The 22,789-nt window shown below is 64.6% G+C and carries 19 protein-coding genes and 1 other RNA gene; 5 read left to right on the top strand and 15 right to left on the bottom strand.

The features are described 5' to 3' along the window. From mraY to ACTIFE_RS12270, 9 genes are all read right to left on the bottom strand, one after another. A complete protein-coding gene (gene mraY, locus ACTIFE_RS12310) occupies positions 1-1,086 on the bottom strand; it encodes a phospho-N-acetylmuramoyl-pentapeptide-transferase (RefSeq protein WP_439529450.1) in 1,086 nt (361 codons plus the stop codon). Positions 1,087-1,095: 9 nt separating this feature from the next. Then, the gene (locus ACTIFE_RS12305) at positions 1,096-2,526 is read right to left on the bottom strand and encodes a UDP-N-acetylmuramoylalanyl-D-glutamyl-2,6-diaminopimelate--D-alanyl-D-alanine ligase (protein WP_439529449.1); all 1,431 of its coding nucleotides are present in this window, start codon (positions 2,524-2,526) and stop codon (positions 1,096-1,098) included. Then, the gene (locus tag ACTIFE_RS12300) at positions 2,523-4,016 is read right to left on the bottom strand and encodes a UDP-N-acetylmuramoyl-L-alanyl-D-glutamate--2,6-diaminopimelate ligase (protein ID WP_439529448.1); all 1,494 of its coding nucleotides are present in this window, start codon (positions 4,014-4,016) and stop codon (positions 2,523-2,525) included. The genes ACTIFE_RS12305 and ACTIFE_RS12300 overlap by 4 nt, the downstream gene beginning before the upstream one ends. Positions 4,017-4,106: 90 nt before the next feature. Beyond that, positions 4,107-5,822, bottom strand: coding sequence for a peptidoglycan D,D-transpeptidase FtsI family protein (locus tag ACTIFE_RS12295; RefSeq protein ID WP_439529447.1), 1,716 nt, complete (start codon positions 5,820-5,822; stop codon positions 4,107-4,109). Between the two features lie 10 nt (positions 5,823-5,832). Beyond that, positions 5,833-6,210 (bottom strand): cell division protein FtsL, encoded by a 378-nt coding sequence (ftsL, locus tag ACTIFE_RS12290; protein WP_439529446.1) that lies wholly within the window; start codon positions 6,208-6,210, stop codon positions 5,833-5,835. A gap of 3 nt (positions 6,211-6,213) precedes the next feature. After that, positions 6,214-7,254 carry a 16S rRNA (cytosine(1402)-N(4))-methyltransferase RsmH gene (rsmH, locus tag ACTIFE_RS12285; protein WP_439529445.1) on the bottom strand — a complete coding sequence of 347 codons (1,041 nt, stop codon included), beginning with the start codon at positions 7,252-7,254 and terminating at the stop codon, positions 6,214-6,216. Then, positions 7,251-7,697: a division/cell wall cluster transcriptional repressor MraZ gene (locus ACTIFE_RS12280; protein WP_439529444.1), complete on the bottom strand. Its 447-nt coding sequence runs from the start codon at positions 7,695-7,697 to the stop codon at positions 7,251-7,253. Before ACTIFE_RS12280 ends, rsmH begins: the two co-directional genes overlap by 4 nt. A gap of 371 nt (positions 7,698-8,068) precedes the next feature. Then, positions 8,069-8,494: RNase P RNA component class A (rnpB, locus tag ACTIFE_RS12275), an RNA gene on the bottom strand. 32 nt (positions 8,495-8,526) lie between these two features. Further along, on the bottom strand, positions 8,527-11,379 hold the full coding sequence (locus ACTIFE_RS12270; RefSeq protein ID WP_439529443.1) for a DUF2339 domain-containing protein: 2,853 nt from the start codon (positions 11,377-11,379) through the stop codon (positions 8,527-8,529). 182 nt (positions 11,380-11,561) lie between these two features. Here ACTIFE_RS12270 and ACTIFE_RS12265 point away from each other — a divergent pair, with 182 nt between their 5' ends. After that, entirely contained in the window at positions 11,562-11,714 is a 153-nt protein-coding gene (locus ACTIFE_RS12265; RefSeq protein ID WP_439529442.1) for a hypothetical protein, read from the top strand. 133 nt (positions 11,715-11,847) lie between these two features. Here the strand turns inward: ACTIFE_RS12265 and ACTIFE_RS12260 are convergent, their stop codons facing one another. Continuing rightward, on the bottom strand, positions 11,848-13,362 hold the full coding sequence (locus tag ACTIFE_RS12260) for an AMP-binding protein (protein WP_439529441.1): 1,515 nt from the start codon (positions 13,360-13,362) through the stop codon (positions 11,848-11,850). A 199-nt stretch (positions 13,363-13,561) separates the two neighbouring features. On the opposite strand from ACTIFE_RS12260, the gene ACTIFE_RS12255 reads away from it, so the two are divergent. Next, the gene (locus ACTIFE_RS12255; RefSeq protein ID WP_439529440.1) at positions 13,562-14,215 is read left to right on the top strand and encodes a CoA transferase subunit A; all 654 of its coding nucleotides are present in this window, start codon (positions 13,562-13,564) and stop codon (positions 14,213-14,215) included. 3 nt (positions 14,216-14,218) lie between these two features. Then, positions 14,219-14,884, top strand: a complete 666-nt coding sequence (locus ACTIFE_RS12250) for a 3-oxoacid CoA-transferase subunit B (RefSeq protein WP_439529439.1) — start codon at positions 14,219-14,221, stop codon at positions 14,882-14,884. Positions 14,885-14,898: 14 nt separating this feature from the next. On the opposite strand, the gene ACTIFE_RS12245 is transcribed toward ACTIFE_RS12250, so the two are convergent. Beyond that, complete coding sequence (locus ACTIFE_RS12245; protein WP_439529438.1) at positions 14,899-16,344, bottom strand: PLP-dependent aminotransferase family protein; 1,446 nt, start codon at positions 16,342-16,344, stop codon at positions 14,899-14,901. 106 nt (positions 16,345-16,450) lie between these two features. Between ACTIFE_RS12245 and ACTIFE_RS12240 the strand changes: the two genes are divergently transcribed. Next, a complete protein-coding gene (locus ACTIFE_RS12240; RefSeq protein ID WP_439529437.1) occupies positions 16,451-17,122 on the top strand; it encodes a pyridoxamine 5'-phosphate oxidase family protein in 672 nt (223 codons plus the stop codon). Positions 17,123-17,161: 39 nt separating this feature from the next. On the opposite strand, the gene ACTIFE_RS12235 is transcribed toward ACTIFE_RS12240, so the two are convergent. The 3 genes from ACTIFE_RS12235 to ACTIFE_RS12225 all read right to left on the bottom strand — a co-directional run bounded on the left by ACTIFE_RS12235 (position 17,162) and on the right by ACTIFE_RS12225 (position 19,625). Beyond that, positions 17,162-17,596, bottom strand: coding sequence for a lytic transglycosylase domain-containing protein (locus ACTIFE_RS12235; protein ID WP_439529458.1), 435 nt, complete (start codon positions 17,594-17,596; stop codon positions 17,162-17,164). A 578-nt stretch (positions 17,597-18,174) separates the two neighbouring features. Continuing rightward, a complete protein-coding gene (locus tag ACTIFE_RS12230) occupies positions 18,175-18,936 on the bottom strand; it encodes an N-acetylmuramoyl-L-alanine amidase (RefSeq protein ID WP_439529436.1) in 762 nt (253 codons plus the stop codon). After that, positions 18,933-19,625: a TerB family tellurite resistance protein gene (locus ACTIFE_RS12225; RefSeq protein ID WP_439529435.1), complete on the bottom strand. Its 693-nt coding sequence runs from the start codon at positions 19,623-19,625 to the stop codon at positions 18,933-18,935. The genes ACTIFE_RS12230 and ACTIFE_RS12225 overlap by 4 nt, the downstream gene beginning before the upstream one ends. A gap of 222 nt (positions 19,626-19,847) precedes the next feature. Here ACTIFE_RS12225 and ACTIFE_RS12220 point away from each other — a divergent pair, with 222 nt between their 5' ends. Continuing rightward, positions 19,848-22,061: a putative bifunctional diguanylate cyclase/phosphodiesterase gene (locus ACTIFE_RS12220; RefSeq protein ID WP_439529434.1), complete on the top strand. Its 2,214-nt coding sequence runs from the start codon at positions 19,848-19,850 to the stop codon at positions 22,059-22,061. A 9-nt stretch (positions 22,062-22,070) separates the two neighbouring features. Here ACTIFE_RS12220 and arsC read toward each other — a convergent pair whose 3' ends face one another. Further along, positions 22,071-22,487, bottom strand: coding sequence for an arsenate reductase (glutaredoxin) (arsC, locus tag ACTIFE_RS12215; RefSeq protein ID WP_439529433.1), 417 nt, complete (start codon positions 22,485-22,487; stop codon positions 22,071-22,073). Positions 22,488-22,789: the final 302 nt, after the last annotated feature.

Genomic DNA, 22,789 nt, shown 5'->3' with positions numbered 1-22,789 from the left:
TCACCGCAGCTTCAAGGTGGCAAGGCCGATCAATGCGAGAACCACGGCGATGATCCAGAACCGGATCACGACCTGGGACTCGGTCCAGCCGAGATGCTCGAAATGGTGATGGATCGGCGCCATGCGGAAGACGCGCTTGCCGGTCAGCTTGAAGGACGCGACCTGCACGATCACCGAGACGGCTTCCAGCACGAACAACCCGCCGATGATGGCAAGGACGATCTCGTGCTTGGTGGCCACAGCGATGGCACCGATCATGCCGCCCAGCGACAGGGAACCGGTGTCGCCCATGAAGATGGCGGCCGGAGGGGCGTTGAACCAGAGAAACCCAAGCCCCGCACCGATGACCGCACCACAAAGAACGGCGAGTTCGCCGGTGCCGGAGACATGGTGGATCTGCAGGTAGTCGGCAAAGACGGCATTGCCCGACAGATAGGCGATAATGGCAAAGGACCCGGCCGCGATCATCACCGGTACAATGGCAAGGCCATCCAGACCATCCGTGAGGTTGACGGCATTGCCGGCCCCGACCATGACGAAGGCGGCAAACGGGATAAAGACAATCCCGAGATTGAGCAGCAGGTCCTTGAGGAAGGGAAATGCGATGGAGGTGGCAAAGGGGCCGTTGTCGAGCAGGGTCACGGCGAAGGCGGCGGAGCCGGCGATCAGGAACTCGATGCCGAGCCGGGCGCGGCCCGAAAAGCCCTTGTGCGTGGCCTTGGTGACTTTCAGATAGTCATCGTAGAAGCCGATGAGACCGAAGCCGATGGTGACCCAGAGCACGATCCAGACATACGGATTGCGCAGGTCCGCCCACAGCAGCGTCGAGACGATCATCCCGGACAGGATCATCAGCCCGCCCATAGTCGGCGTGCCCTTCTTGGTCAGCAGATGGCTTTGCGGCCCGTCCTCGCGGATTGGCTGGCCCTTGCCCTGACGCAGGCGCAGGCTGGCGATAATCTTCGGCCCGAACAGGAACACGAAGACAAGCGCGGTCATGATCGCCGCTCCGGTCCGGAAGGTGATATAGCGGAAGACGTTCAGCGCAGACAATTGGCCGGAGAGTTCGCCGAGAAGATAGAACATAGGGAATCCTTAAACCGCTGCGGTTTCATCCGCTGCCGCATAGTCCTGCTTGAGCGCTTCCACAAGGGGGCCCATTCGGCTGCCCAGAGATCCCTTGATCATGATCACGTCACCCGGCCGAATATCTTCCTTCAGGCGGTCAAGAAGACCGGCGGATGTATCTGCATAAAGTCCGCGCTGTCCTGCCGGCAGACGCTGCCACAGTTCATGCATCATCGGACCGCAGCAATAGACAGCGTCGACCTTTGCCGCCGCGATCGGCGGGGCAAGCTCGGCATGCAGCGCCGGCGACGTCGCGCCCAGTTCCAGCATGTCGCCGAGGACAGCGAGCCGGCGCCCGGGGACACTTACCTGCGCGTCTCCCAGAAGGCTGAGGGCCGCACGCATGGACGCCGGATTGGCGTTGTAGCTCTCGTCGATGAGAATGGCCGGGCCGCCAGCGAGCATCAGACGGGTCTGGGCGCCGCGTCCCTTCGGAGCTGAGAGTTCGGCCAGTGCCAGCCCTGCCAGGGCCAGGTCCGCACCCATTTCAACGACCGCAAGCAGGACCGCGAGGCTGTTCATGCCAAAATGCCGGCCCGGCGCTCCGATCTTGTAGGTGATCTCCTGCCCCAAGATGCGTGCCTGCACGACCGACGTTCCGGTCTGAGTGACGAGCTTCAGCAGCTTGCCATCCGCGCCCGCCGTCTCGCCGAAGGTGCGGATGGTCGGGACACCGGCAGTCTTGGCGAGGAAGGTCAGGAGATCGAACTGGTCATTGTCCCGGTTGAGGATGGCAACACCGCCTGGCTCCAGTCCGGCAAAGATCTCCGCCTTGGCCTTGGCAATGCTCTCGACGGAATCGAAGAATTCCAGATGCACCGGCTGCACGGTGGTGATGATCGCCACATGCGGGCGGACCATCTGGACCAGCGGTGTGATCTCGCCGGCGTGGTTCATGCCGATCTCGAAGACACCGTACTCGACATCCCGCGGCATGCGCGCCAGGGTCAGCGGCACGCCCCAGTGATTGTTGAACGAGGCAACGGAGGCATGGGTCTTGCCGACCCGCGTCAGGGCAAGACGCAGCGCCTCCTTGGTGCCGGTCTTGCCGACCGATCCGGTAACCGCAACAATCCGCGCATTGACGCGGGCGCGGGCGGCTCGGCCAAGGCAGCGCAGGCCTTCCAAAACATCCTCGACCACCACATAGCGGCCATCTTGCGGCAGATCCGGCAGGCGCTCGCGTGAGACCAGCGCAAGGGCTGCGCCGGCCTTCAAAGCGGCGTCGACGAAGTCGTGGCCATCAAACCGGTCGCCGGCGATAGCGATAAAGGCTTCGCCGGGCTGAAGCGTGCGGCTGTCAATCGAGACGCCGGTGATTGCAGCATCCGCAGTGCCGACGACACGGCCGCTGACGGCAGTTACGAATTCCTCGAGGGTCCAGAGCGGCAGGCTCATGCCGGATCTCCCATGTCGCGCGCGGCATCAGCCACCGCAAGGCCGAGCGCAACGCGAACCGCGTCGTGATCAGAAAAGGGCAGCACCGTGTCACCGACGATTTGGCCCGTTTCGTGACCTTTACCGGCCACGCAGAGGACATCCCCTGTTTCCAGCATTGCAACGGCACGGGCGATGGCTTCGTGACGATCGCCGATCTCGATAGCATCCGGTGCGCCGGCCAGCATCGCCTTGCGAATCAGCGCCGGATCTTCGCTGCGCGGATTGTCATCCGTGATGATGACCACATCGGCCCGGCGTGTAGCGACCTCGCCCATGATCGGCCGCTTGCCCGGGTCCCGGTCACCACCGGCGCCGACGACGCAGACGAGCCGGCCTTTGGTGAACGGACGCAGCGCCGCCAGCGCATTGTCGAGCGCATCCGGCTTGTGGGCATAATCGACAAAGGCCAGCGCGCCGTTCTCCTTGTGACCAACCAGTTCCAGCCGGCCCGGCGCGCCTTCAAGGTCTTCCAGCGCCCGCAGGACAGAACCGGGCTGTTCGCCGGCGGCGATGGCCAGGCCAGCGGCAATCAGGGCGTTGGAGACCTGGAACCGGCCGGCAAGCGGCAGCGATATCTTGTAGTCGCCGCGCGGTGTGGCAATGGTCAGGACCTGGCTGAAGCCGCTGTGCTTCAGTCCGGTAAGACGCAGGTCGGTGCCGCGCTCGCCCACCGTCAGCAGCTTCAGGCCGCGCACCTCACAGGCAGCGACCACACGGTCGGCATAAGGCTCGAGCGGATCGACGACGGCGATGGCGCCGGCAGGCAGCAACTCGGTGAAAAGACGCAGCTTGGCCGCGAGATAGTCCTCGACCGTCGGATGATAATCCATGTGGTCGCGGCCAAGGTTGGTGAAGCCGGCAGCGGCCAGTTGCACGCCATCAAGCCGGAACTGGTCGAGCCCATGGCTGGACGCTTCCATGGCCGCATGGGTGATGCCGTCAGCTGCAAGACGAGCAAGGTCCTGGTGCAGCGTCACCGGATCCGGCGTTGTCAGGCCGCCATAGCTCTTGCCGTTCGACGTGATGGTTCCAAGGGTGCCAAGGCTGGCGGCGGCATGGCCGCAGCGCTCGAAGATCTGGCGGACAAAATGGGCGACGGAGGTCTTGCCGGCCGTGCCGGTGACCGCAACCATGGTCGACGGTTGCGGGGCGTGGAACCGGGCAGCCATTTGCGCCAGCGCAAGGCGCGGGTTCGCGACCGCAAACACCGGAACAGCAACGCCCTGCCCCGCCAGCAGCTCAGCGCCGGCTGCATCCGTCACAACGGCGACGGCGCCCTCGGCGACCGCGCGGCCAGCAAAGGTGGCGCCGTGCACCTTGACGCCAGCAAGGGCGAAAAACAGAAAGCCCGGACCGGCCGCGCGGCTGTCCGAGGTCAGACCGGTGATCGTCAGATCAGAAAGGGAGGCCGGACCAGCAAGATCCGCCATCAGGTTGCTCAGATGCATGTCATCCCAGGTTCGCTTGTGCGTCGTCGGTTCCGGCGAGAGCGGGAAACTGGCTGCGACCCCATCCCGAACTCTCCCCGCATGCGGCCCTTAATAGGCTATTTCGATCGTCTGTGTCCCTTCGGTAATTGCCCGGGGCATCACCCCCAGCATGGGCGCGGCACGGCGAATGATGTTGGCGACCATCGGAGCCGTGTTGAGACCGGCGGTGGCCGCCATGCCTTCCTTCTCCGGCTTGGGCTCGTCAAGGACGACGAGCACCACATAGCGCGGATCATCCATCGGGAAGGCGGAGAGGAAGGAGTTGCGGCGCTTGTTCGGATTGTAGCGCCGGTTCTCGACCTTTTCCGCCGTGCCGGTCTTGCCGCCAACAAGATAGCCAGGAACATCGGCGCGCTTGCCCGACCCGGTGATGACGTTGAGACGGTAAAGATAGCGCAGCGCCTGGCTGACCTTGGGCGGGATGACCTGACGGGCAAGGCTGTTCGCTGTTGCCTCGTCACGCGGCAGGAACGTCGGCGGAATGTAGCGGCCGCCATTGACCAGCGCCGCAGCCGCAACCGCCGTCTGCATTGGCGTGACTGAAATGCCATGGCCGAAGGACATGGTGATGGCGGCAAGTTCGCCCCAGCGCTTGGGCACCTGCGGCGCCGCATTTTCGGGGAGTTCGGTAACCGTGCGCGAGGTAAAGCCTATATCGGCAAAGAAGCGCTTCTGCTCCTCGATGCCGGTGGTCAGCATCATCTTGGCGGTGCCGATGTTCGAGGAGTAGATGAAGATTTCAGGGACCGAGAGGATGCGCTTCTTGCCGTGGAAGTCCGAAATCGTCCGTCCGCCAGCCCGGATCGGGCGAGTGGCGTCGAAGCTGTCGTACATGGTGACCTTGCCGGAGGCCAGCGCATTGGCCGTGGTAAAGCCCTTGAACACCGAGCCCATTTCGAAGGTGCCGCCGGTGGCACGGTTCATGCGGTCCGCTTCCAGCGCCTCGCCCCGGTTGTTCGGATCGTAATCCGGCAGCGACGCCATGGCGACGACCTCGCCGGTGTTCACGTCGAGAACGATGCCGACACCGGCAATGGCACGGTAGCGCTCGATGCCCTTCAGGAGTTCATCACGCACGACATGCTGGACGCGCAGGTCAACCGCCAGCTTGACCGGCTCCATCGAGCGGTCCGAGGCAAAGCCGAGCTTCTGCAGGTCGGCAAGCCAGGCGTCATCGACGTATTTCTCGATGCCGGCGATGCCCTGGTTGTCGATATTGACCGAGCCGACGATATGCGAGGCAATCGGTCCGCCCGGATAGAAGCGCTGTTTTTCCCAGAGAAAGCCAATGCCGGGCAAACCGAGCCGGTGAATCGCCTGATGCTGTGCCGGCGTGATCTCGCGTTTCAGCCAGATGAAGCCTGCGCGGCTGGACAGCCGCTTGCGCATGGCGTCGTTGTTGAGGTCCGGAAACACACTGCCGATGCCCTCAAGCACCTCCTCGACATCGAGGATCTTGCGCGGCTCGGCATAGACTGAGGCGGTCTTGATATCGGTGGCGAGGATCTCGCTGTTGCGATCGACAAGATCCGGACGGGAGGCCGCGACCGCATCCTGTGCCGACATGAATTCCTTGGTCGGCTGCTCCTCCATCTGTGCCAGCTGGGCGAGCCGTCCGCCAATGACACAGAAGATCAGGGCAAAGACGACCATGGACAAATAGACGCGCGAGCGCACGGTTCCGGTCGACACCGAACCATAGGTCGGCTTCGGCTGGCTGCGCTTGAATTGCAGGAAGGACAGAGGCTCGCTCGCCTGGCTCATGGCTTTGCCCTTACTGGATGGTTGCGGCTGTGGTGGTGGCAACCGGAGCTGCGGCAAATCCGTCAATGAGGCTGTCGATACCGACAGGCTCCAGCATCACCGGCTTCACCGGCAAGGTGTCGAGGCTGACGATCTGCTTCGGCTCCAGCGGCTGCAGCTGGAGAAAATCGCTGTAGCGCTCAACCAGCCCCTGCAGGCGCTGCGGCTGGTTCAGGAGGCTCCACTCGGCCCGCAGGAGACGGATCGCCTCGCGCTCGTCCTCGATCTTGCGCTTCAGTTCCGCCACCCGCTCCGCCGAGCGCTCCGCTGCCATCTTCATGTCGAAGACAGTGGCGGCGCCGATCACGACGGCGATCACGAAGACAAGATTGAGATAGCGGCCAAGCATTGCCTATCCTCCAAGTCCCTGGAATGCCGCCAGATGCGGCACGCCAATCGCGTGAATGTCGAGGGGGCGGGCCGGGGCCGTGGTGCGGCGACCGGCACGCAGGCGCGCCGAGCGCGCACGCGGATTGACGGCCGTCTCGGCCTCGTCCGGCTCCTGACCACCCTTGACCAGCAGTTCGAACGTCGCCGGCGGCACATCCTGCTCCGGCATGTGGCGCGAGCCGCCGGCCGTGACGCGGCAGCGGTCGGCGAAGAATTTCTTGACGATGCGGTCCTCGAGGCTGTGGAAGCTGACGACCACCAGCCGGCCACCGGGACGCAGCGCCGCCTCGGCCGCCGCAAGCACCTCGGCAGCCTGATGCAGCTCGCTGTTCACATAGATCCGCAGCGCCTGGAAGGTGCGCGTGGCCGGATGGATGTGCATCTTCTTCGGCGAACGGCCGACGACTTTCTCGATCAGCGCCGCCAGATCAGACGTGCGGGTGAAAGGCTCCAGCTTGCGCCGGGCCTCGATGGCGCGGGAGACCTGACCGGCGCGCTTTTCCTCGCCCAGCAACCCGATGATGCGGGTCAGATCGCGGGCGGGCAGCGTGTTGACCACGTCGGCGGCGGAGGGACCCGCCTGTTCCATGCGCATGTCCAGCGGCCCGTCGCGCATGAAGGAGAAGCCGCGATCGGCCTCGTCCAGCTGCATCGAGGAGACGCCGAGATCCAGCACGACGCCATCGACCGCCTCGACGCCGAGCGCCTCCAGATGCGTGGCAAGATCGGCAAAGCGGCCGGGAACCAGTCGGAGCGCGCCCTTGGCGGCGGCAACCAGCGCCTGACCGCCGGCAATCGCATCCGGATCCCGGTCAATGCCGATGACCTGCGCACCGGCGGCCAGCAGCGCCCTTGAATAGCCGCCAGCGCCAAAGGTGCCATCAACGATCAACTCGCCCGGTTCAGCCGCCATGGCCGAGAGCACCGCATCCAGAAGAACCGGCACGTGGCGGACCGGCGCGCCGGCGGCTTCGTCCTGAGCGGTCAACAGATCGCCCGTCATGCCGGACCTCCTGCCGTCAGCATGGCCAATGCGCGCTTCTGCGCCTCGGCGCGATGGGCGCGGAACGCCTGAGGCTCCCAGAGCTGGAACTTGTAGCCAAGGCCAACAAAGGCGACTTCATCGGCAATACCGGCCTGTTCGCGGATCATGTCGCTCACTATCATGCGGCCCTCCGCGTCGACCTTCGGCGTCTCGCTGGCACCAAACAGGGCAAAGGCCAGCGCATCATGGTCGGCAGACAGCTTGGCAAAGCCGGCGAGGCGGGTTTCGATCTCACCGACCAGCGCATTCCCCCCGGCATCGACAGCAGGAGCATGCGGCGATGCGATGCAATAGAGCCCCTCAAACCCGTCCCGCGCCAGCACAGCCCGAAACGGCGCAGGAATAGACACCCGCCCCTTCGAATCCAGCCGGTTGACAAAATGCGAGACGAAGCCGGCCATAATTCCCTTTCAACACGCCTTCTGGCGTGAGCCCCGAACCCTCGGAAATCACTGAATGAACTCAAAAGACACGGCGCGTTGTCCCATGCCGGGGACCCTCGCGCGGCGCGGAAAACCGCAGCTCATCCATCATTTCCGGGTCATTATGGGATACCATGGGATGGCATGGGCGTCAATGGAATCAGCCACCACCAAGACACAGCACCCCGCAATGACACCGCCTGTCCCCAGAAACATCAGCAGGGTTAAGCGAGTGTTACCGGGGCTGCACTGGCAGGGTTGGGATCAAAGGCGCCGAGCCGGGCCCAGCCGGCAAGACACGGCGAACCGGCGCCTGTCGAGCGGCGATCCTTGAACGAATGAAAGGGAAAAGTGTCAGTCGGCCTGTAAGCCGGGTTTTGTAAGGCAGGCCGGCGAACCGGCCCACGTAACGGCAATTCATCTGGGACGCCTGTTGCCAGACGCCTCGCGCAACCTACCCGGATGGCCGGCCTGGAAACCAACCCGGCGCCCTTGCGGGAACCTGCGCCATCCCTATTCGGTTTTGCTCCCGGTGGGGTTTACCGTGCCGCTTTCGTTACCGGTCGCGCGGTGGGCTCTTACCCCACCCTTTCACCCTTACCTCAGGCCCTGATCCGCATCCAGAGACGCGGGGGACGAAGGCGGTTTGCTTTCTGTGGCACTTTCCCTGGGGTCGCCCCCGCCGGGTGTTACCCGGCACCGTGTCTCCTTGGAGCCCGGACTTTCCTCTCCCGCACCCTTTCGGGTCTCGCGGCAGCAGCCGTCCGGCCGACTGACCCGCCCCCCTTACGGACGAAACGGAGCCGGGTCAAGGACGAGCGGTGTCATCGGCTGCAGGCAGCGGGGCCGGCAGCCGCAGGACAAGCCGCTGATAGGCAACGCCGATCCCCATCAACGTCAGGCCGAGACCGACAAAGGACAGCGCCCGCATCACCCCTTCAAGCGAGGACATGTCGATCAGGAAGACCTTGAGCACTACGGCGGCAATGACCACGCCCGACAGCTTTCGCAGGCCAAGCGAGGCCCGCAGGAAGCCAAAACCGAGCAGACCGACGCCGATCACCAGCCAGACCAGCGACGTGACATAGGTTTCCAGTTCGCTGATTGGAGCTGCATCGAGATAGTCCGGACTGAAGGCCTGACGAATGGTGAGATTGACGAACCAGAAGCCAAGAAGGGCGGCAAACAGCATTGTGGCCTGGACATAGCGGCGCGGGCGCACGGGAGCCGCAGCCAGGGCCAGCACCGTGTAGAGGACCGCCGGAAGCCCATAGGCATAAGTCACCCAGTTGAAGACATGCCCCATCCCCACCGGTTCACCCGTCATCAGCGGATTGACCAGCGCGCTGAGCGTCAGGGCGCCAAAGCCCATGCCGGCGAGACTGACCGCCATGGCGCCCCAGGTGAGGACGGGAGACACTGTGTTGCGCCCGAGCCGGGTGAGGCCGAGGGCAACCGCACAGCCGATGAGCACCAGCACCGCGCTGGCCTGCAGTTCCATGCCATTGCCGGAGAAGCGGAAGACCGGATCCACAGAATGCAACGCCAGCATGGCGAGGGCAAGAACGCCAAACAGGATCGCAAGCGCCTGGGCTCCCAGCGCTGGCAAGTCACGGCTACGGAAGCTGAGGAGTACCGCTGCGCCGGCAAGGCCGAGGGCCGGCAGGCCGTATCCCGGCAACAGGGCATTGAACAGCGGCGTTGCCCCGAGTTGATCTCCGACGATGAAGGGATCCCAAAGAAGACGGGCGGCATAGGGAAGGACGCTGAGGGGCACCAGCCAGCGCAGCGCCACAAGCCTGTGCCGCAGTCCGGTTGCCGCGACAATGAGGGGCAAGAGGCCCAGCGCGACGGTGAGTGCGGCAGAGCCAAGGCTGAAACAGGCGGACAGCACGGCGGAGGTCAGACCGGCGATCACCCAACCGGCCAGGGCTGCTTCGCCGCCCGGAACGAAAGGCGCAGCTTGAGACGACTGGCGGCGGCCAAACCGGGCGGTGAAATGCTCGGCCATGGCAAGACAGAGCAAGGCGAGGGCGAGGGCAAGAAGGCCGAAGCGCACAGAAACCTGCCAGTCTTCAAGACGGATCCAGGCGATGCCGACAAGGCCGACGACCCCGGCAAGCGCCGCAGCCGTCACGAGACCGCGCGCGGCCGACCGCAGCGAGGCGTAAAAGGCCAGCGCGAACAGGAACAGGCCCTCGATGCCGAGCAAAAGTCGGAAGGTTGCAAGCTGTGCAACCGCCTCCGCCGGTACTGGCGTGATCACCGCCGCCGCGTCGCCCGTCAGCGTCAGGCGGGTGAGGTCGTCAAGCATCAGCCCCTCGCCAAAGCCGAAGGCGAGCAACAGCAGCACAACAAGCGGACCGAAGACGGCATAGCGCAGCGCCGGCGCATGACTGGCGAGCACGAAGGGCACGAGCAACAGGCCAGCCTCGAGCAGGCTGAACCCCAGACCTGACGGGAACTGCAGGGTGAGGACGAGCGGCAGCAGGACGGCGGAGAGGGCGGCAGTGGCGACCCAATCCACGGCGACCGGGACGGCCGGAGCATTGCGGTGCAGGCGGAAGACAAAGCCGGCCAGCACAAGGAGTGTTGCCGCCAGCAAGTAGAGCACCAGCGCCAGCCGGTCCCCCTGCCCTGCCGCAAAGCCGAACAGGAAGCCATAGGCGCAGAGCCCGGCAACGGCGAGACCCGCAAGCCAGAGCCAGAACCGGGCCCGGCCGATGCCGATGGCGGCAGCCGAGACGAACAGGATGTAGGTCATGGCCGGCACAAGCGCCGGTTCGCGGGAGGTGACCAGCAGCGGCACGGCGTAGCTGGCGGCGACACCCAGCCCGGCCAGCGCCGGTCCGTGCAGCAGCGCGGCGAGCATGGTGAGCACCGCAACTGCGCCCAGCGCGACAAAGGCAAGGGCGGGACCGATCAGTCCGTAGAGCGCATGGGCGGCATAGAGATCAGCAAACAGCGTCAGGCTGCCGGCGGCCGTCAGGGTTGCCGGGATGTTCGCGGTCTCAAAGCCGGGGACCGCAAAGACGTCCGGGCGTCGGCGGGTGAATTCACCAGCGGCCATCAGGCCCAGCCCAAGCACGGCGCCCAGCAGGATCCGCACCTCGGGACCGAAGAGATTGTTGTCAATTGCGTATTTGACGAGAAACACACCGCCGATGGCCAGCGCGATGCCGCCGGCCCAGACGGTCCACTTGCCCCCGATCTCGCGTTCCCGGTCGATGGCGGGTTTGGTCGATGGTTCCACAGGCTTTGCCTGCGGGGAGCTGTCGCGGCGTGGCAGATGGGCGAAAGGCCCTGAAACGGGCGCATCAGCATCGGGTTGCGGCAGGTCGGCGGTCTCAGCGGCGGCAGATGCGAGGCTTCCGCCGACTGAATCCGCCGGTGTCTTGTCTTCAGGGGCGGCGGACAGAAAGCCGTCCTCACTCTCGTCTGCGAGACCGGAAACGGTCTGCGCTGCCGCACGGAGATCCAGCCCAGGCGCCAGCGCGCGTTCGAGCGTGGCAACGCGTCGCTTTAACTCGCTGACCCGGAAATACAGGATGATCGGCAGCACGAAGGCAATGAAGCCGAGGCCAAGGCCAAGGATTGCAACGGTTGCCAGTTCGTCCATGTCGGTCTCCAGATGCCGGTCTGCGGTGCAGGACACCCGCATCCCAGGAGTCCTACAGGATGCAGCGGCGCGATGCCATCGACGACGAGAGGGACATTCATCTTCGTCATGCCGTGCCCTGTCGTCCCGGCGCCGGCATTCGCGTGGATTGCTGGTCGGGTGGCCTGCTGCTGGTCCGTGCGGACCGGGAGGGAACGGCATGGATGCCATGATCAAGTCATGGCATGACGGCAAGGGGGAACGAGGGCGATGTTGACGGCGGGGGTACGGAGGAACTGAGCTACCACCGGATCGGGCAGAACGGCGGTAGCGTCACGCACCGCAACAGTTCCTTCGTCATGCCATGGCTCGACCATGGCATCCATGCCGTGACCTAGCGGCCCGGCACTGGCATCCGCGTGGACGGCTGGTCGGGTGGCCTGCTGTTAGTCCGTGCGGACCGGGAGGGAACGGCGTGGTTGCCATGATCAAGTCATGGCATGACGGCGGGGGGGGGGGGATGGGGCCTGATCAACGGGTGGCATGACGCTGGCGGAGGTCTGTCTTGAGGACCTTGCCGTAGGCGTTTTTGGGCAGTTCGGTCACAAAGTGCCAGGCCTTTGGCCGCTTGAAACGGGCGAGCGCGGCAAGGCAATGGGCGTCGAGATCGGAAACAGCGACGCCCGGATCAGCCACCACGAAAGCCACCACCACCTCGCCCCAATCCGGGTCGGGCGCGCCGATGACCGAGACTTCCCGCACAGCCGGATGGGTGAGCAGCACCTCCTCGACCTCGCGCGGATAGATGTTGCTGCCGCCGGAGATGATGACGTCCTTGGAACGGTCGGTGAGCGTCAGAAAGCCGTCAGGGGACAGGCGGCCGACGTCACCGGTGTGCAGCCAGCCGCCGGCGAGGGTCTTGGCCGTTGCCTCCTGATTGTTCCAGTAGCCGGCCATGACCGGCGTGCCGCGCACGAGGATCTCGCCATCTTCACCCGGCCCGAGCGGTGTCCCGTCCGGACCGGCGATGCGCACCTCGACGCAGGAATGCGGCGTGCCGACGGAGCCGAGCCTTTCGCGCCAAGCCGGGTGGCTGCGGTCGGCCACGAGATGGCGCGGCAAGGCGGTGATGGTCATCGGGCATTCGCCCTGGCCGTAGATCTGGACGAAGCGCGGCCCCATGACCGCGACGGCGTCCTCGATGTCGGCGACATACATCGGCCCGCCGCCATAGACGATGGTGCGAAGGCCCTCGCCGGTGACGCCGTCGGCCTTGGCACGCTCCACCAGGCGGCGCACCATGGTGGGGGCAGCGAAAAGATGCAGGCTGCCGAAGGCCCGGCCCAGCGCCAGGATCTCCGTAGGCTCAAAGCCGCCGCTGTCCGGCACGACATGGCCGGCACCGCGAATGACATGCATGAAGTTGTAGATGCCGGCGCCATGCGACATCGGTGCGGCATAAAGGGCGGCGTCCTCGGGCCGGACTTCGTCGACATCACAGAAATAGCTGAGCGTCATGGCCATCAGGTTGCCGTGGGTGATCATCACCCCCTTCGGCTTGCCCGTGGTGCCGGAGGTGTAGAACAGCCAGGCGAGGTCGTCCCGCCCGCGTGGCGCGGGCCCGGCATAGTCGTCATCGGCGGTCAGGCCGAGATCAAGGCCGGAAAGCCGGGTAGTGGCTCCGGCCTCCAGGAGCGCCGCAGCAAGATCAGCGTCGCCCGGATCAGCAACAACCATCAGCTCGGCACCGCTGTCGCTGGCAATGAAGGCCGCCTCGCGGACATGCAGCTTGTAATTGACCGGAACCATGGCAAGGCCCGCGTGCCAGCCGGCGTAGAGAAGTTCGAGATAGGCCGGGCAGTTCTCAGTAAAGATTGCCACGCGCGCGCCGGGCTTCAGCCCTTCGACGGACCGCAGGTGAACGGCGCGTCGGCGCACCCTTGCGGCAAAGGTGGCGTAGTCGGCGACAAGGCGGGTTCCCTGATAGAGCGCCGGCCGCTCCGGCATCACCCGGCCCGTGCGGGCCAGCCATTCGGCAACGTTCATGTTTCCCCTCCCAGGCTCTGGCGGTTTTGTCCCAGACAAGCCCGGTTTGCCGCCGCTGGCAAGTCACTCGAAGGATGAGGCTAGGAGGTAGGACAGGGGGTGCTGCGTCGCAAAAACTTCATTGGTTCAGCGGTTTGCAACGCGGTAGCGTCCACTGGCTGCCAAAGGGGCAGCGGGCAGCAGGGAGCTGGCGCCACCCATGAAACATGCGATCAAGGCCGAGGAAGCGGCCGCAATGGTTCCCGATGGCGCAAGCGTGCTGATCGGCGGTTTCATGGCCGTCGGATCGCCGCATCGCCTCATCGATGCACTGGTGGCGCGCGGTGCGCGGAATCTCACCATCATCGCCAATGACACCGCCATGCCGGGCAAGGGCATCGGCAAGCTGATCAGTGCCGGCGCGGCGCGCAAGGTGATCGCCTCGCATATCGGCCTCAACCCGGAGACCCAGGCGCAGATGATCGCCGGGACGCTGGAGGTGGAGCTGGTGCCGCAGGGCACGCTGGTGGAGCGGATCCGGGCCGGCGGCACCGGGCTCGGCGGCGTCCTGACGCCGACCGGCATCGGCACGCTGGTGGCCGAGGGCAAGGAGGTCATCGAGGTGGATGGCCGCCCGTTCCTGCTGGAGCGTCCGATCCATGCCGATGTGGCGCTGATTGCGTCGCGCCAGGCCGATTATGTCGGCAATCTCGACTATTCGCTGACCGCCCATAACTTCAACCCGATCATGGCGCTGGCCGCCACGCTGGTGATCGCCGAACCGCAGGTGATCGTGCCCGTTGGCGTCATTCCGCCGGATGCGGTGAAGACCCCGGGCATTCTGGTTGATCACATTCTGGCACGGGAGGTCTGAGCCATGGACGCCAAGGAACTCATCGCCCGGCGCGTGGCGCTGGAGGTCAAGCCGAACACGCTGGTCAATCTCGGCATCGGCCTGCCCAGCCTTGTTGCCAATTTCCTGCCGAAGGACGTGCATGTGTTCTTCCAGGCGGAAAACGGCGTCATCGGCCTCGGCTCGAGGCCGGAGGAAGGCATGGAGGATCCGGACCTGACGGATGCCGGCGGCAGCTTTGTCACCGCCGTTCCGGGGGCCGCCTCCATCGACAGCGCCATGAGCTTCGGCCTGATCCGCGGCGGGCATCTCGACATGACCGTCCTGGGCGGCCTGCAGGTGGATGCGCGCGGCTATCTCGCCAACTGGATGGTGCCGGGCAAGATGGTGCCGGGCATGGGCGGGGCGATGGATCTCGTCGCCGGGGCGCGGCGGGTCGTGGTGGCGATGATCCACAGCGCCAAGGGCGAGCCGAAGCTGGTGACCGAATGCAGCCTGCCGCTGACCGCGATGCGCCGGGTGGATCTCGTCGTCACCGACCTTGCCGTCATCGCCCCGACCGACGCGGGCCTCGAACTGCGCGAAAGGGCGCCGGGGGTTGATGTCGACACGATCCTGGCGGCAACCGGCGCGCCGCTGATCATCCCCGGCGGATCGGCCGAGACCGTGCCGGAAATGCGGCTGGCCTGATCAGCAACGGGTCGTCACAGACTGCGCAAGAGGTCATCGATGGCGGCCACGCAGCGGTCGATGTCCGCCTGCGTGGCGCTGGCGTAGCCGAGGATCAGCCCGCTTTCGCGCTCTGGCCCGAGATAGCTGGAGCTGAGCGGGGACGGGGCAAAGCCGCGCCGGGCGAGTTCGCTCGCCAGCCATAGATCATCGACCTGTTCATTGAAACGCACGGCGAGCTGGATGCTTCCCGTTGGTGAGGCGATACGGATGCGATTGCCAAGACGCTCGGTCAACGCCGCATAAAGCGCCTGGCCGCGACCGGAATAAACCTCCCGAACGCGCTTCAGGTGGGCGCGGTGATGCCCTTCGCTGATGAAATCGGCCAGTGCTGCCTGGACATGGGCATTGGCCTGACGGCCAGTGTTGCGCAGGAGCAGGGTCAAGGGCCGGACGAGTGCCTCAGGGACGACGCAATAGGCAATCCGCAGACCTGGCAGAAGGCTCTTTGAAAAGGTGCCGAGGTAGATCACCTCGTCCTGATTGGCGAGCCCCTGCAAGGCGGCAATCGGCCGGCCTTCAAACAGGAACTCGCTGTCGTAGTCGTCTTCCAGGATCAGCGCCCCCGCCTGCCGTGCGGCCTCGATCAGGGCCAGGCGCCGGTCGAGGGTCATGCGGCCGCCGAGCGGGTAATGCTGCGATGGGGTGACGTAAATGAGGCGCGGCGCGGGCGTGTCGGGCGCAAGGCGCCAGATGTCAGCACCGCGCTCGTCCACCGGCAGCGGATGCACGGTGAGGCCGGCACCGAGAAAAGCCATCCGGGCACCAATGTAGCCGGGGTTCTCGATCAGCGCGGCATCGTCCGGATCAGCGAAGGCCTGCGCAACAGCCGACAGGGCCGCCTGCATCGAGGAGACGATCAGGATCTGTGACGGCGACGCCCTGACGCCGCGCTCGGCGGAGAGATAGTCCGCGAGCGCCTGCCGCAGCACAGGCAGGCCGGCTGCCTCGTCATAGAGGATGCCGGTGCGGAGTGTCCTAGCAGCGCGGCGCAAGGCCCGGCCCCAGAGCTCACCTGGAAACAGCGCCGGGTCAGGCAAGCCCGCCTGCAGCGCCCCCCGGCGCGTGATCCAGTCCGGGCCGCGTGGATCGGTCGTCAACCGGACGCCCCTCGCGGACAGGGTGACCGGCCGGGCGGCAACAGCGGCACCCGACTGCGCGCCCTCGGGAAGAACCGGTCCGCTGATGCGGGGCGCAGCTCCTGGGCGCACCTCGATGACGCCCTCGGCAGCCAGCAGCTCATAGGCAAGGTTGACGGTGTTGCGCGACACCGCGAGTACCTCCGACAGCTGCCGCGACGAGGGAAGTCGCTGTCCGGCCTTCAGTGTGCCTTGCAGCACGGCGTTCCGCAGTCCGGCGTAAATCTGCTGTGGCAGACTACGCGGCAAGCCGCGATCAAGCGTGATCAAACCGTCAAACAACTGGACCCCTCATTTTGCGCAGGAGTGGCTCTGGCGAGGCTCCAGTCGATAGCACATCCTGACCACACGCGAGAAGCCCACCGACGCCGGAGCGGACGGACCCATCATGAATGACGCAGTATTTGACCCCAAGTCCCTGCCCCGCCACGCCCGAATCCGGAACGGTCTGCGGGCCGACTATGACATCGACGCCGTGCATGAGGTGCTGGACGCCGGCATGGTCGCCCATGTCGGCTTCATCAGCGAAGGCCGGCCAATGGTGATCCCAATGGCCTATGGCCGCGACGGCGAGACCATCTACATCCACGGGGCAAGCGCCGCACGCATCGTCAAGGCCCTGCCGGAGGGGGCGCCGGTGACAATGACCGTGACCATCATCGACGGCCTCGTCGTTGCCCGTTCGGCGTTCCACAACTCGGTCAACTACCGCTCGGTGGTGGTGCACGGCCGTGCCCGGCCGGTCACAGACCTGCAGGAGGCTGAAATCGCGCTGACGGTCATCACCGATCACCTGCTGCCCGGCCGCTGGGCCGAAAGCCGCAAGATGACCGAAAAGGAACTGAAGGCCACCGGCATTGTCGCCATCGAAGTCGAGCATGCTGCTGCCAAGCGCCGGGCCGGCCCGCCGGTTGACGACAAGGATGATCTCGACCTGCCGATCTGGGCTGGCATCATTCCGGTGATGACCACCGTTGGCGCGCCGCTGGCAGACAGCACGACCCGTCCGGATGTGCGGGCCCCGACGTCAGTTACGACGATCCGGCGCAAGTTCCTGTGAGGGCGCGGGGCGGACAGGTTACCGCCCCTGTCCGGTCAATCAGGCAGAGGCGAGGATGACCTTGACCTTGCCGCAGTAGCGTTTGCTGACCGGATTCATGCGCTTGGCAAAATGGCCGGCATTGTAGCGCAGGATGGTACCGCAAGTATCGCCGGAGGCCAGCTTGTGCGCGGTAGCCAGATAGCGCATGCCCCATTCCAGGTTGGTCGCCGGGTCATACAGCGCCTTGACCGAACCACGGAAGCCAAGGCCGCGCGCGGTTGCCGGCTTGATCTGCATGAGACCGACTTCGCCGGCACTGCCACGGGCACGCGGATTGTAGTTGCTTTCCACACGCACCACGGCGTGGGCCAGAGCCACCGGCACACCATGCTTGCGCGCGGCGGCGTCAATCAGGTCCTTGAACTTGGCCTTCGAAGGAGTTGCCGTTTTGGCCGATGCTGCAGCTTTCGGGCTGTTGCCCTTGCCCGGCAGCAGCAGGCCAGCGGCAACCGGTTCGTCGACCGGACGCCAGGCCGGACGCAGCAGGCCGGACTCATCCTCGACCAGCACTTCACGCATCTCGGGCTTGTCCTTGCTCTTGCTGGCTTCGGCGCCCGGCTTGGGCAGCAGCGCACGGCCACCACTGGCAAGAACCGGTGAGGCCGTCGTAGCCACAGAAATCAGGAGGGCGAAGAGGGCAAAGGTGGCCCGGCGCAAGGGTGTGCGCGAATTGGACATACGGTCAAACTCCGTCTTGTTGTTCTTTGTCAGCCATCGGCGAAAACGAGGCGCAGAGAAATGACGGCGACCTGGGGCCAGAATGGGCCCGGATCAATCACGAAATGTTACAGTTGTTAACTCTAATACTACGATATTACTGGCGAATTTTCGTCAATTCCTGCGAAGTTTGACGAGAATTAGGCAATACTGTGATTCATTGCGGCGAGCATGAGAACAGCCTGAAACCCGCCTTTTCTGACTTACCGGAAATTTCAGATTGCCGGCCTGACGCCAGGTGCGTTTGCGCCACGCTGGAGCGGACAGGTGTGACGGGTCATCACCCGAGCGCTTCAGGCAAGGTCGGGCAGGCTTGTCAGCAGGGCATGCAAGGTGGCGATGGTCGAGGCATCGGCGATGCCGTCAACCCGCTCTGGCCGGAAGTGGCGCTGAAAGGCGGTGATGACGGCCGTTGTCTGGGCGTCGTATTCGCCATTCACGGCGATGTTGTAGCCGTAGATCGCCAGCATCGACTGCAAGGCTTCGATGGGCTGTCCGCTCTCCCCCTGCTGGAAGAACCGCCCGCCCGTTACCGGGACCGGCGGGACGAAATGCCCGATGTCCTGAGCAGCCAGGCGATCCCAGGGGAACAGTTCACCCGGATCGTTCTTGCGTTCGGGCGCGATGTCGGAATGCGCCAGGACACGCCAGGGCGCGATCCTGTGCCGGGCACAGATGTCGGCGCAGAGCGCGATCACGGCCTCGACCTGCCCGTCCGGGAAAGGCCGGTAGCCCCAGGCATGGCCCGGATTGACGATCTCGATGCCAATGGAACAGGAATTGAGATCGGTGACGCCCTTCCAGAATGACTTGCCTGCATGCCAGGCCCGGCGGGCTTCCGGCACGCATTGCAGGATCGAGCCATCTTCCTCGACGAGGTAATGCGCCGAGACCTCGGCGCGTGGATCGCACAAGCGCTGCAGCGCGCTGGTCCCGTCCTGCATGCCGGTGTAATGCAGGACCAGCATGTCGATGGCCGCCGCATCGCGCCGCTCGTTGTGATTGGGCGAAGGATGTACCTTGGCGCTGACACTGCAATCTGTCCGGACACTCACAGGCCACGCTCCGCATTGATCTGGGCATAGGCTGCATTGAGCGCAGCCAGCCGGTCATTGGCAATCCGCACGAATTCCTCCGGGACACCCCGTGCGATCATCACATCCGGATGCGTCTCGCGGACCTCGCGGCGGTACTGCGCCTTGATGTCCTCGGGGCTGGCATCGGGAGAGATGCCCAGAACAGCGTAGGGATTGCCGCGCTCGCGCACATGCCGGGCCAGCACCTTGGAAAACTCCCGCGCATCGAGGCCGAAAATCTCGCTGACCCGCTCCAGAAAGCTCAACTCGTCCTGATGCACGACCCCGTCCGCCTTGGCGATGTAGAACAGGCCATCGAGGATGTCGAGCAGGGTCTTGCGGTCATAGGGAAAGAGATCGGCCAGCTTCTTGGCATAGGTCTCGAAGCCGGCGATGTCCTGCTTGGCAAGGTTGAACAGGCGGGCGACGTTGGCCTCCTCGCCGGGGGGCACTTCGAACAGGTCGCGGAAGGCCAGGACCTCATCCGTGGTCACCACCCCGTCCGCCTTGGCCATCTTGGCCGAGAGCGCAATCATCGCGACCGTGAAGCCGACAGAACTGGTGCCCTCCGGCCGCGCCAGAACGAGCTGTACCAGGCGGTCGATGAGCTGGGCCCCGCCTGCGCCGATGGCAGACACGATGGCACCAATGCTGCTCCAGATGTTCAACCGCCTGCTCCGTACCTTCAGGGCGGGCCACCTTGCGCCTGGACCAACCCGAACACCCATGGACTACAGGGACTTGCCGATCCTTCGCAAGTCCCGGCTGCCGCAGAACAGGCTGCATAAACCTGACTGAAACCTCTCGTGACTAAAGTGCCGCCAAACAGGACCTGAGACAAAGGCTAAAACCCGACAATGACCCAGCTTTCCCGCCGGCGGAATCTCGCCATGGTCGTTGCCCTCATGCTCCTGACCGCTTTGCTTGCCGCCGGGCTGTTTGCCAGCAACCGGCTGCTGGCGCGCTGGCTGGTTGTCCACAGCCTCGAATCGGCCCTGACCGGCTGGAGCCAGGTCGCTGTCGGGCTCGGCGGGACAGACGATCCGGTGTCCGCGTCCAGCCTCGGGTTGCGACTGACGACCCTGTCCGAGACCTATGCCCAGATCCCGGAGGACGAGACCGCAGGAGCCTTGCTGGAAAATGGCACCGCCTATCTTGACCGCATCGCCAATGCGGCAACGGCGGATATGGGCGCTGAAAGCCTGCGGGCCCAGGCAGAGGTCCTTTTCCCCGACATGATGGCCTGGTCGAGCGCTCGTGCTGCGGAGATGACGGCCCAGTTGCCAGAGGCGTTTCAGGTGCCGCCGCTGACACCGCAGCACCTGACGGAAACATTCCTCCAACTGCACGAGGCCAGGACGCCGCGCCTCACCGTATTCCGCACCTGGTGGGGCGGGATCGAACCGCTGGCCATCATCGCCACCCCCTTGCGCCGGGCCGGTCACCTCTATGGCAGCGGCGTCTTGCTGCTGGATATCTCGCCGGTGATCGCCTCGGCCAACCGTCTGGTGCTGACCGTCAGCACCATCATGGCCGTGCTGAGCGTGCTATCCTTCTGTTCGGCGATCTTTGTCCTTTGGGTCCGGTTTCGCGATGTCGTGCGCACCAACCAGAACATCGAGTTTCTCGCCCACCATGATCCCTTGACCGGTCTGCCGAACCGAGCCGTCTTCAGCGCCAAGCTGAACGAAGCGCTGCGGCTTGCCCATGCCAAGGCGAGCAACATCGCCGTGGTGCTGATTGACGTCGACAAGTTCAAGGCGATCAACGACACCTACGGCCATGGCACGGGCGACGTCTTCCTGCAGATCATCGCCGACCGCCTCCGCTCGGTGTTCGGCCAGCATCTGGTGGCGCGCCTGTCAGGCGACGAGTTTGCCGTCATGGTTACAAGCCATTCCGACGTGGCGCGGATGACCAAGATGGCCAGCGACATGATCGCAGCGACCAAGGCGCCTTGCGTGATCGACGGCATCGAGATCCAGATTTCGCTGTCGATGGGACTGGCGCGCGCCAATGACGGCAGCTGGCGGGCCTCGCGCCTGCTGCATTGCGCCGATCTTGCCCTGTACCGGGCCAAGCACTCGGGCCGCTCGACCTTCGTCTGGTACAATCCCGAGATGGACGCCGAAGCCCAGCGCCGCAAGGAAATCGAGGCCGGTCTCGTCAAGGCACTGAAATTCGACCAGTTCGAGCTGGTCTACCAGCCGCAGTTCTCCCTGCATGACAACCGCCTCAAGGCCTATGAAGCGTTGATCCGCTGGGAGCATCCGACCAAGGGCACCATCGCGCCGGATGTATTCATTTCCGTCGCCGAGGACACAGGCCTGATCGAGGACATCGGGGATTGGGTGCTGCGCCGGGCCTGCAAGGAAGCTGCAGCCTGGGACGACAAGAGCCTGCGGGTCGCGGTGAATTTTTCTGCAGCGCAGTTCCGCGCCGGGGAAACTCAGAAAAAAGTCGCCAAGGCCATCGCCGAGTCCGGCATCGATCCACGCCGGCTGGAAATCGAGATCACCGAAAGCCTGCTGATTTCCGACACCGATGCCGTTGTCGAGACACTGGAAGCAATCCATGCGCTCGGCGTCACCATCGCCATGGACGACTTCGGCACCGGCTATTCATCGCTGAGCTACCTGAGCCGGTTCCCCTTCGACAAGATCAAGATCGACCGCAGCTTCATCCGCACTCTCGGCCGCAACATCGGCACGGATGCCATCGTCACCTCGATCATCGGGCTTGGTCGGTCGCTGAACGTGGAAATCACCGCAGAAGGGGTCGAGAACCAGGACCAGGTTACGCTGCTGCGCGCTGCCGGTTGCGACCTGGTCCAGGGCTTCCTGTTCGGCCGCCCCGGTGCCGTGCGCCAGGGACAGTCCACCATGAGCGCCGCCGAAGCGCCTCTGTCGCGCCCCTTCCCGACCCCATCGGATAGGGAGATTGTTGCCGAGGATGCCGACGTGCGGGAGTGGACGCTTGAGGTAACCGCAGCGACAACACAGGTTGATGCAGGAAGCCCGGGCATCGCCCCGGATGGCACAATCCTGGCGCCGCTGCCGGAAACGGTCGACGATGCACTGGCGAAAACATCCGCGCTGCAGTGACGTGACCCGTCAGCAGCCGTCCGTCGGGGCTTCGATCACCTGACCATCCTCCTTGATGAAGGTGCCGATGGCCGGATTGGGCAGGATTTCCAGCACCACTTCCGACGGGCGGCACAGGCGCACGCCCTTCTGCGTCACGACCAGGGGCCGGTTGATCAGGATCGGATGCTGCATCATGGCATCCAGCAGGTGATCGTCACTCAGTCTCGGATCCCCGAGGCCGAGTTCCGCATAAGGTGTTCCCTTCTCGCGCAGGAGATGGCGGACCGAAAGGCCTGCCCGGCGGATCAGATCGACCAGTTCGTCCCGATCTGGCGGCGTCTTCAGATATTCGATGATGCGCGGCTCCTCGCCTGAGCGCCGGATCATCGCCAGCGTGTTGCGCGACGTGCCACAGGACGGGTTGTGGTAGATGGTGATGGTCAATGACTGCCCTTGCTTTTCATCTGCGAGCCGGGCCCAAGTGCGAGCCGGGACCTAAGTCAGCTCGACCCCAAACATCTCAAGCGCACACCGTCGAACTGGATGCATTCATTTATTTAAACAACATATACAGACGTTACATTTCAAAAAAATCACAACACGCCTCCTGAGGTCGCCTTGAGCTCGAAACGACAAGACAAAAATCTTACGAATACGGCAACCTACCTCAGAACAATCATAGACAACAAAAAATTATTACGCCTTTGCGCCCGAGTGTGATTCATCGACACCCATCCTACAGAAAC

This window comes from Pannonibacter sp. (assembly GCF_051860505.1).
Taxonomy (GTDB): domain Bacteria; phylum Pseudomonadota; class Alphaproteobacteria; order Rhizobiales; family Stappiaceae; genus Pannonibacter.
The sequence above is the reverse complement of the archived record's forward strand: the minus strand, read 5'-3'. Positions and strand labels throughout refer to the sequence as shown.

Excerpts from the sequence above, each read along its gene's own strand:
- mraY (WP_439529450.1), bottom strand. The coding sequence starts at position 1,086 with ATGTTCTATCTTCTCGGCGAACTCTCCGGCCAATTGTCTGCGCTGAAC.
- ACTIFE_RS12305 (WP_439529449.1), bottom strand. The coding sequence starts at position 2,526 with ATGAGCCTGCCGCTCTGGACCCTCGAGGAATTCGTAACTGCCGTCAGC.
- ACTIFE_RS12300 (WP_439529448.1), bottom strand. The coding sequence starts at position 4,016 with ATGCATCTGAGCAACCTGATGGCGGATCTTGCTGGTCCGGCCTCCCTT.
- ACTIFE_RS12295 (WP_439529447.1), bottom strand. The coding sequence starts at position 5,822 with ATGAGCCAGGCGAGCGAGCCTCTGTCCTTCCTGCAATTCAAGCGCAGC.
- ftsL (WP_439529446.1), bottom strand. The coding sequence starts at position 6,210 with ATGCTTGGCCGCTATCTCAATCTTGTCTTCGTGATCGCCGTCGTGATC.
- rsmH (WP_439529445.1), bottom strand. The coding sequence starts at position 7,254 with ATGACGGGCGATCTGTTGACCGCTCAGGACGAAGCCGCCGGCGCGCCG.
- ACTIFE_RS12280 (WP_439529444.1), bottom strand. The coding sequence starts at position 7,697 with ATGGCCGGCTTCGTCTCGCATTTTGTCAACCGGCTGGATTCGAAGGGG.
- ACTIFE_RS12270 (WP_439529443.1), bottom strand. The coding sequence starts at position 11,379 with ATGCGGGTGTCCTGCACCGCAGACCGGCATCTGGAGACCGACATGGAC.
- ACTIFE_RS12265 (WP_439529442.1), top strand. The coding sequence starts at position 11,562 with ATGACGGCAAGGGGGAACGAGGGCGATGTTGACGGCGGGGGTACGGAG.
- ACTIFE_RS12260 (WP_439529441.1), bottom strand. The coding sequence starts at position 13,362 with ATGAACGTTGCCGAATGGCTGGCCCGCACGGGCCGGGTGATGCCGGAG.
- ACTIFE_RS12255 (WP_439529440.1), top strand. The coding sequence starts at position 13,562 with ATGAAACATGCGATCAAGGCCGAGGAAGCGGCCGCAATGGTTCCCGAT.
- ACTIFE_RS12250 (WP_439529439.1), top strand. The coding sequence starts at position 14,219 with ATGGACGCCAAGGAACTCATCGCCCGGCGCGTGGCGCTGGAGGTCAAG.
- ACTIFE_RS12240 (WP_439529437.1), top strand. The coding sequence starts at position 16,451 with ATGAATGACGCAGTATTTGACCCCAAGTCCCTGCCCCGCCACGCCCGA.
- ACTIFE_RS12220 (WP_439529434.1), top strand. The coding sequence starts at position 19,848 with ATGGTCGTTGCCCTCATGCTCCTGACCGCTTTGCTTGCCGCCGGGCTG.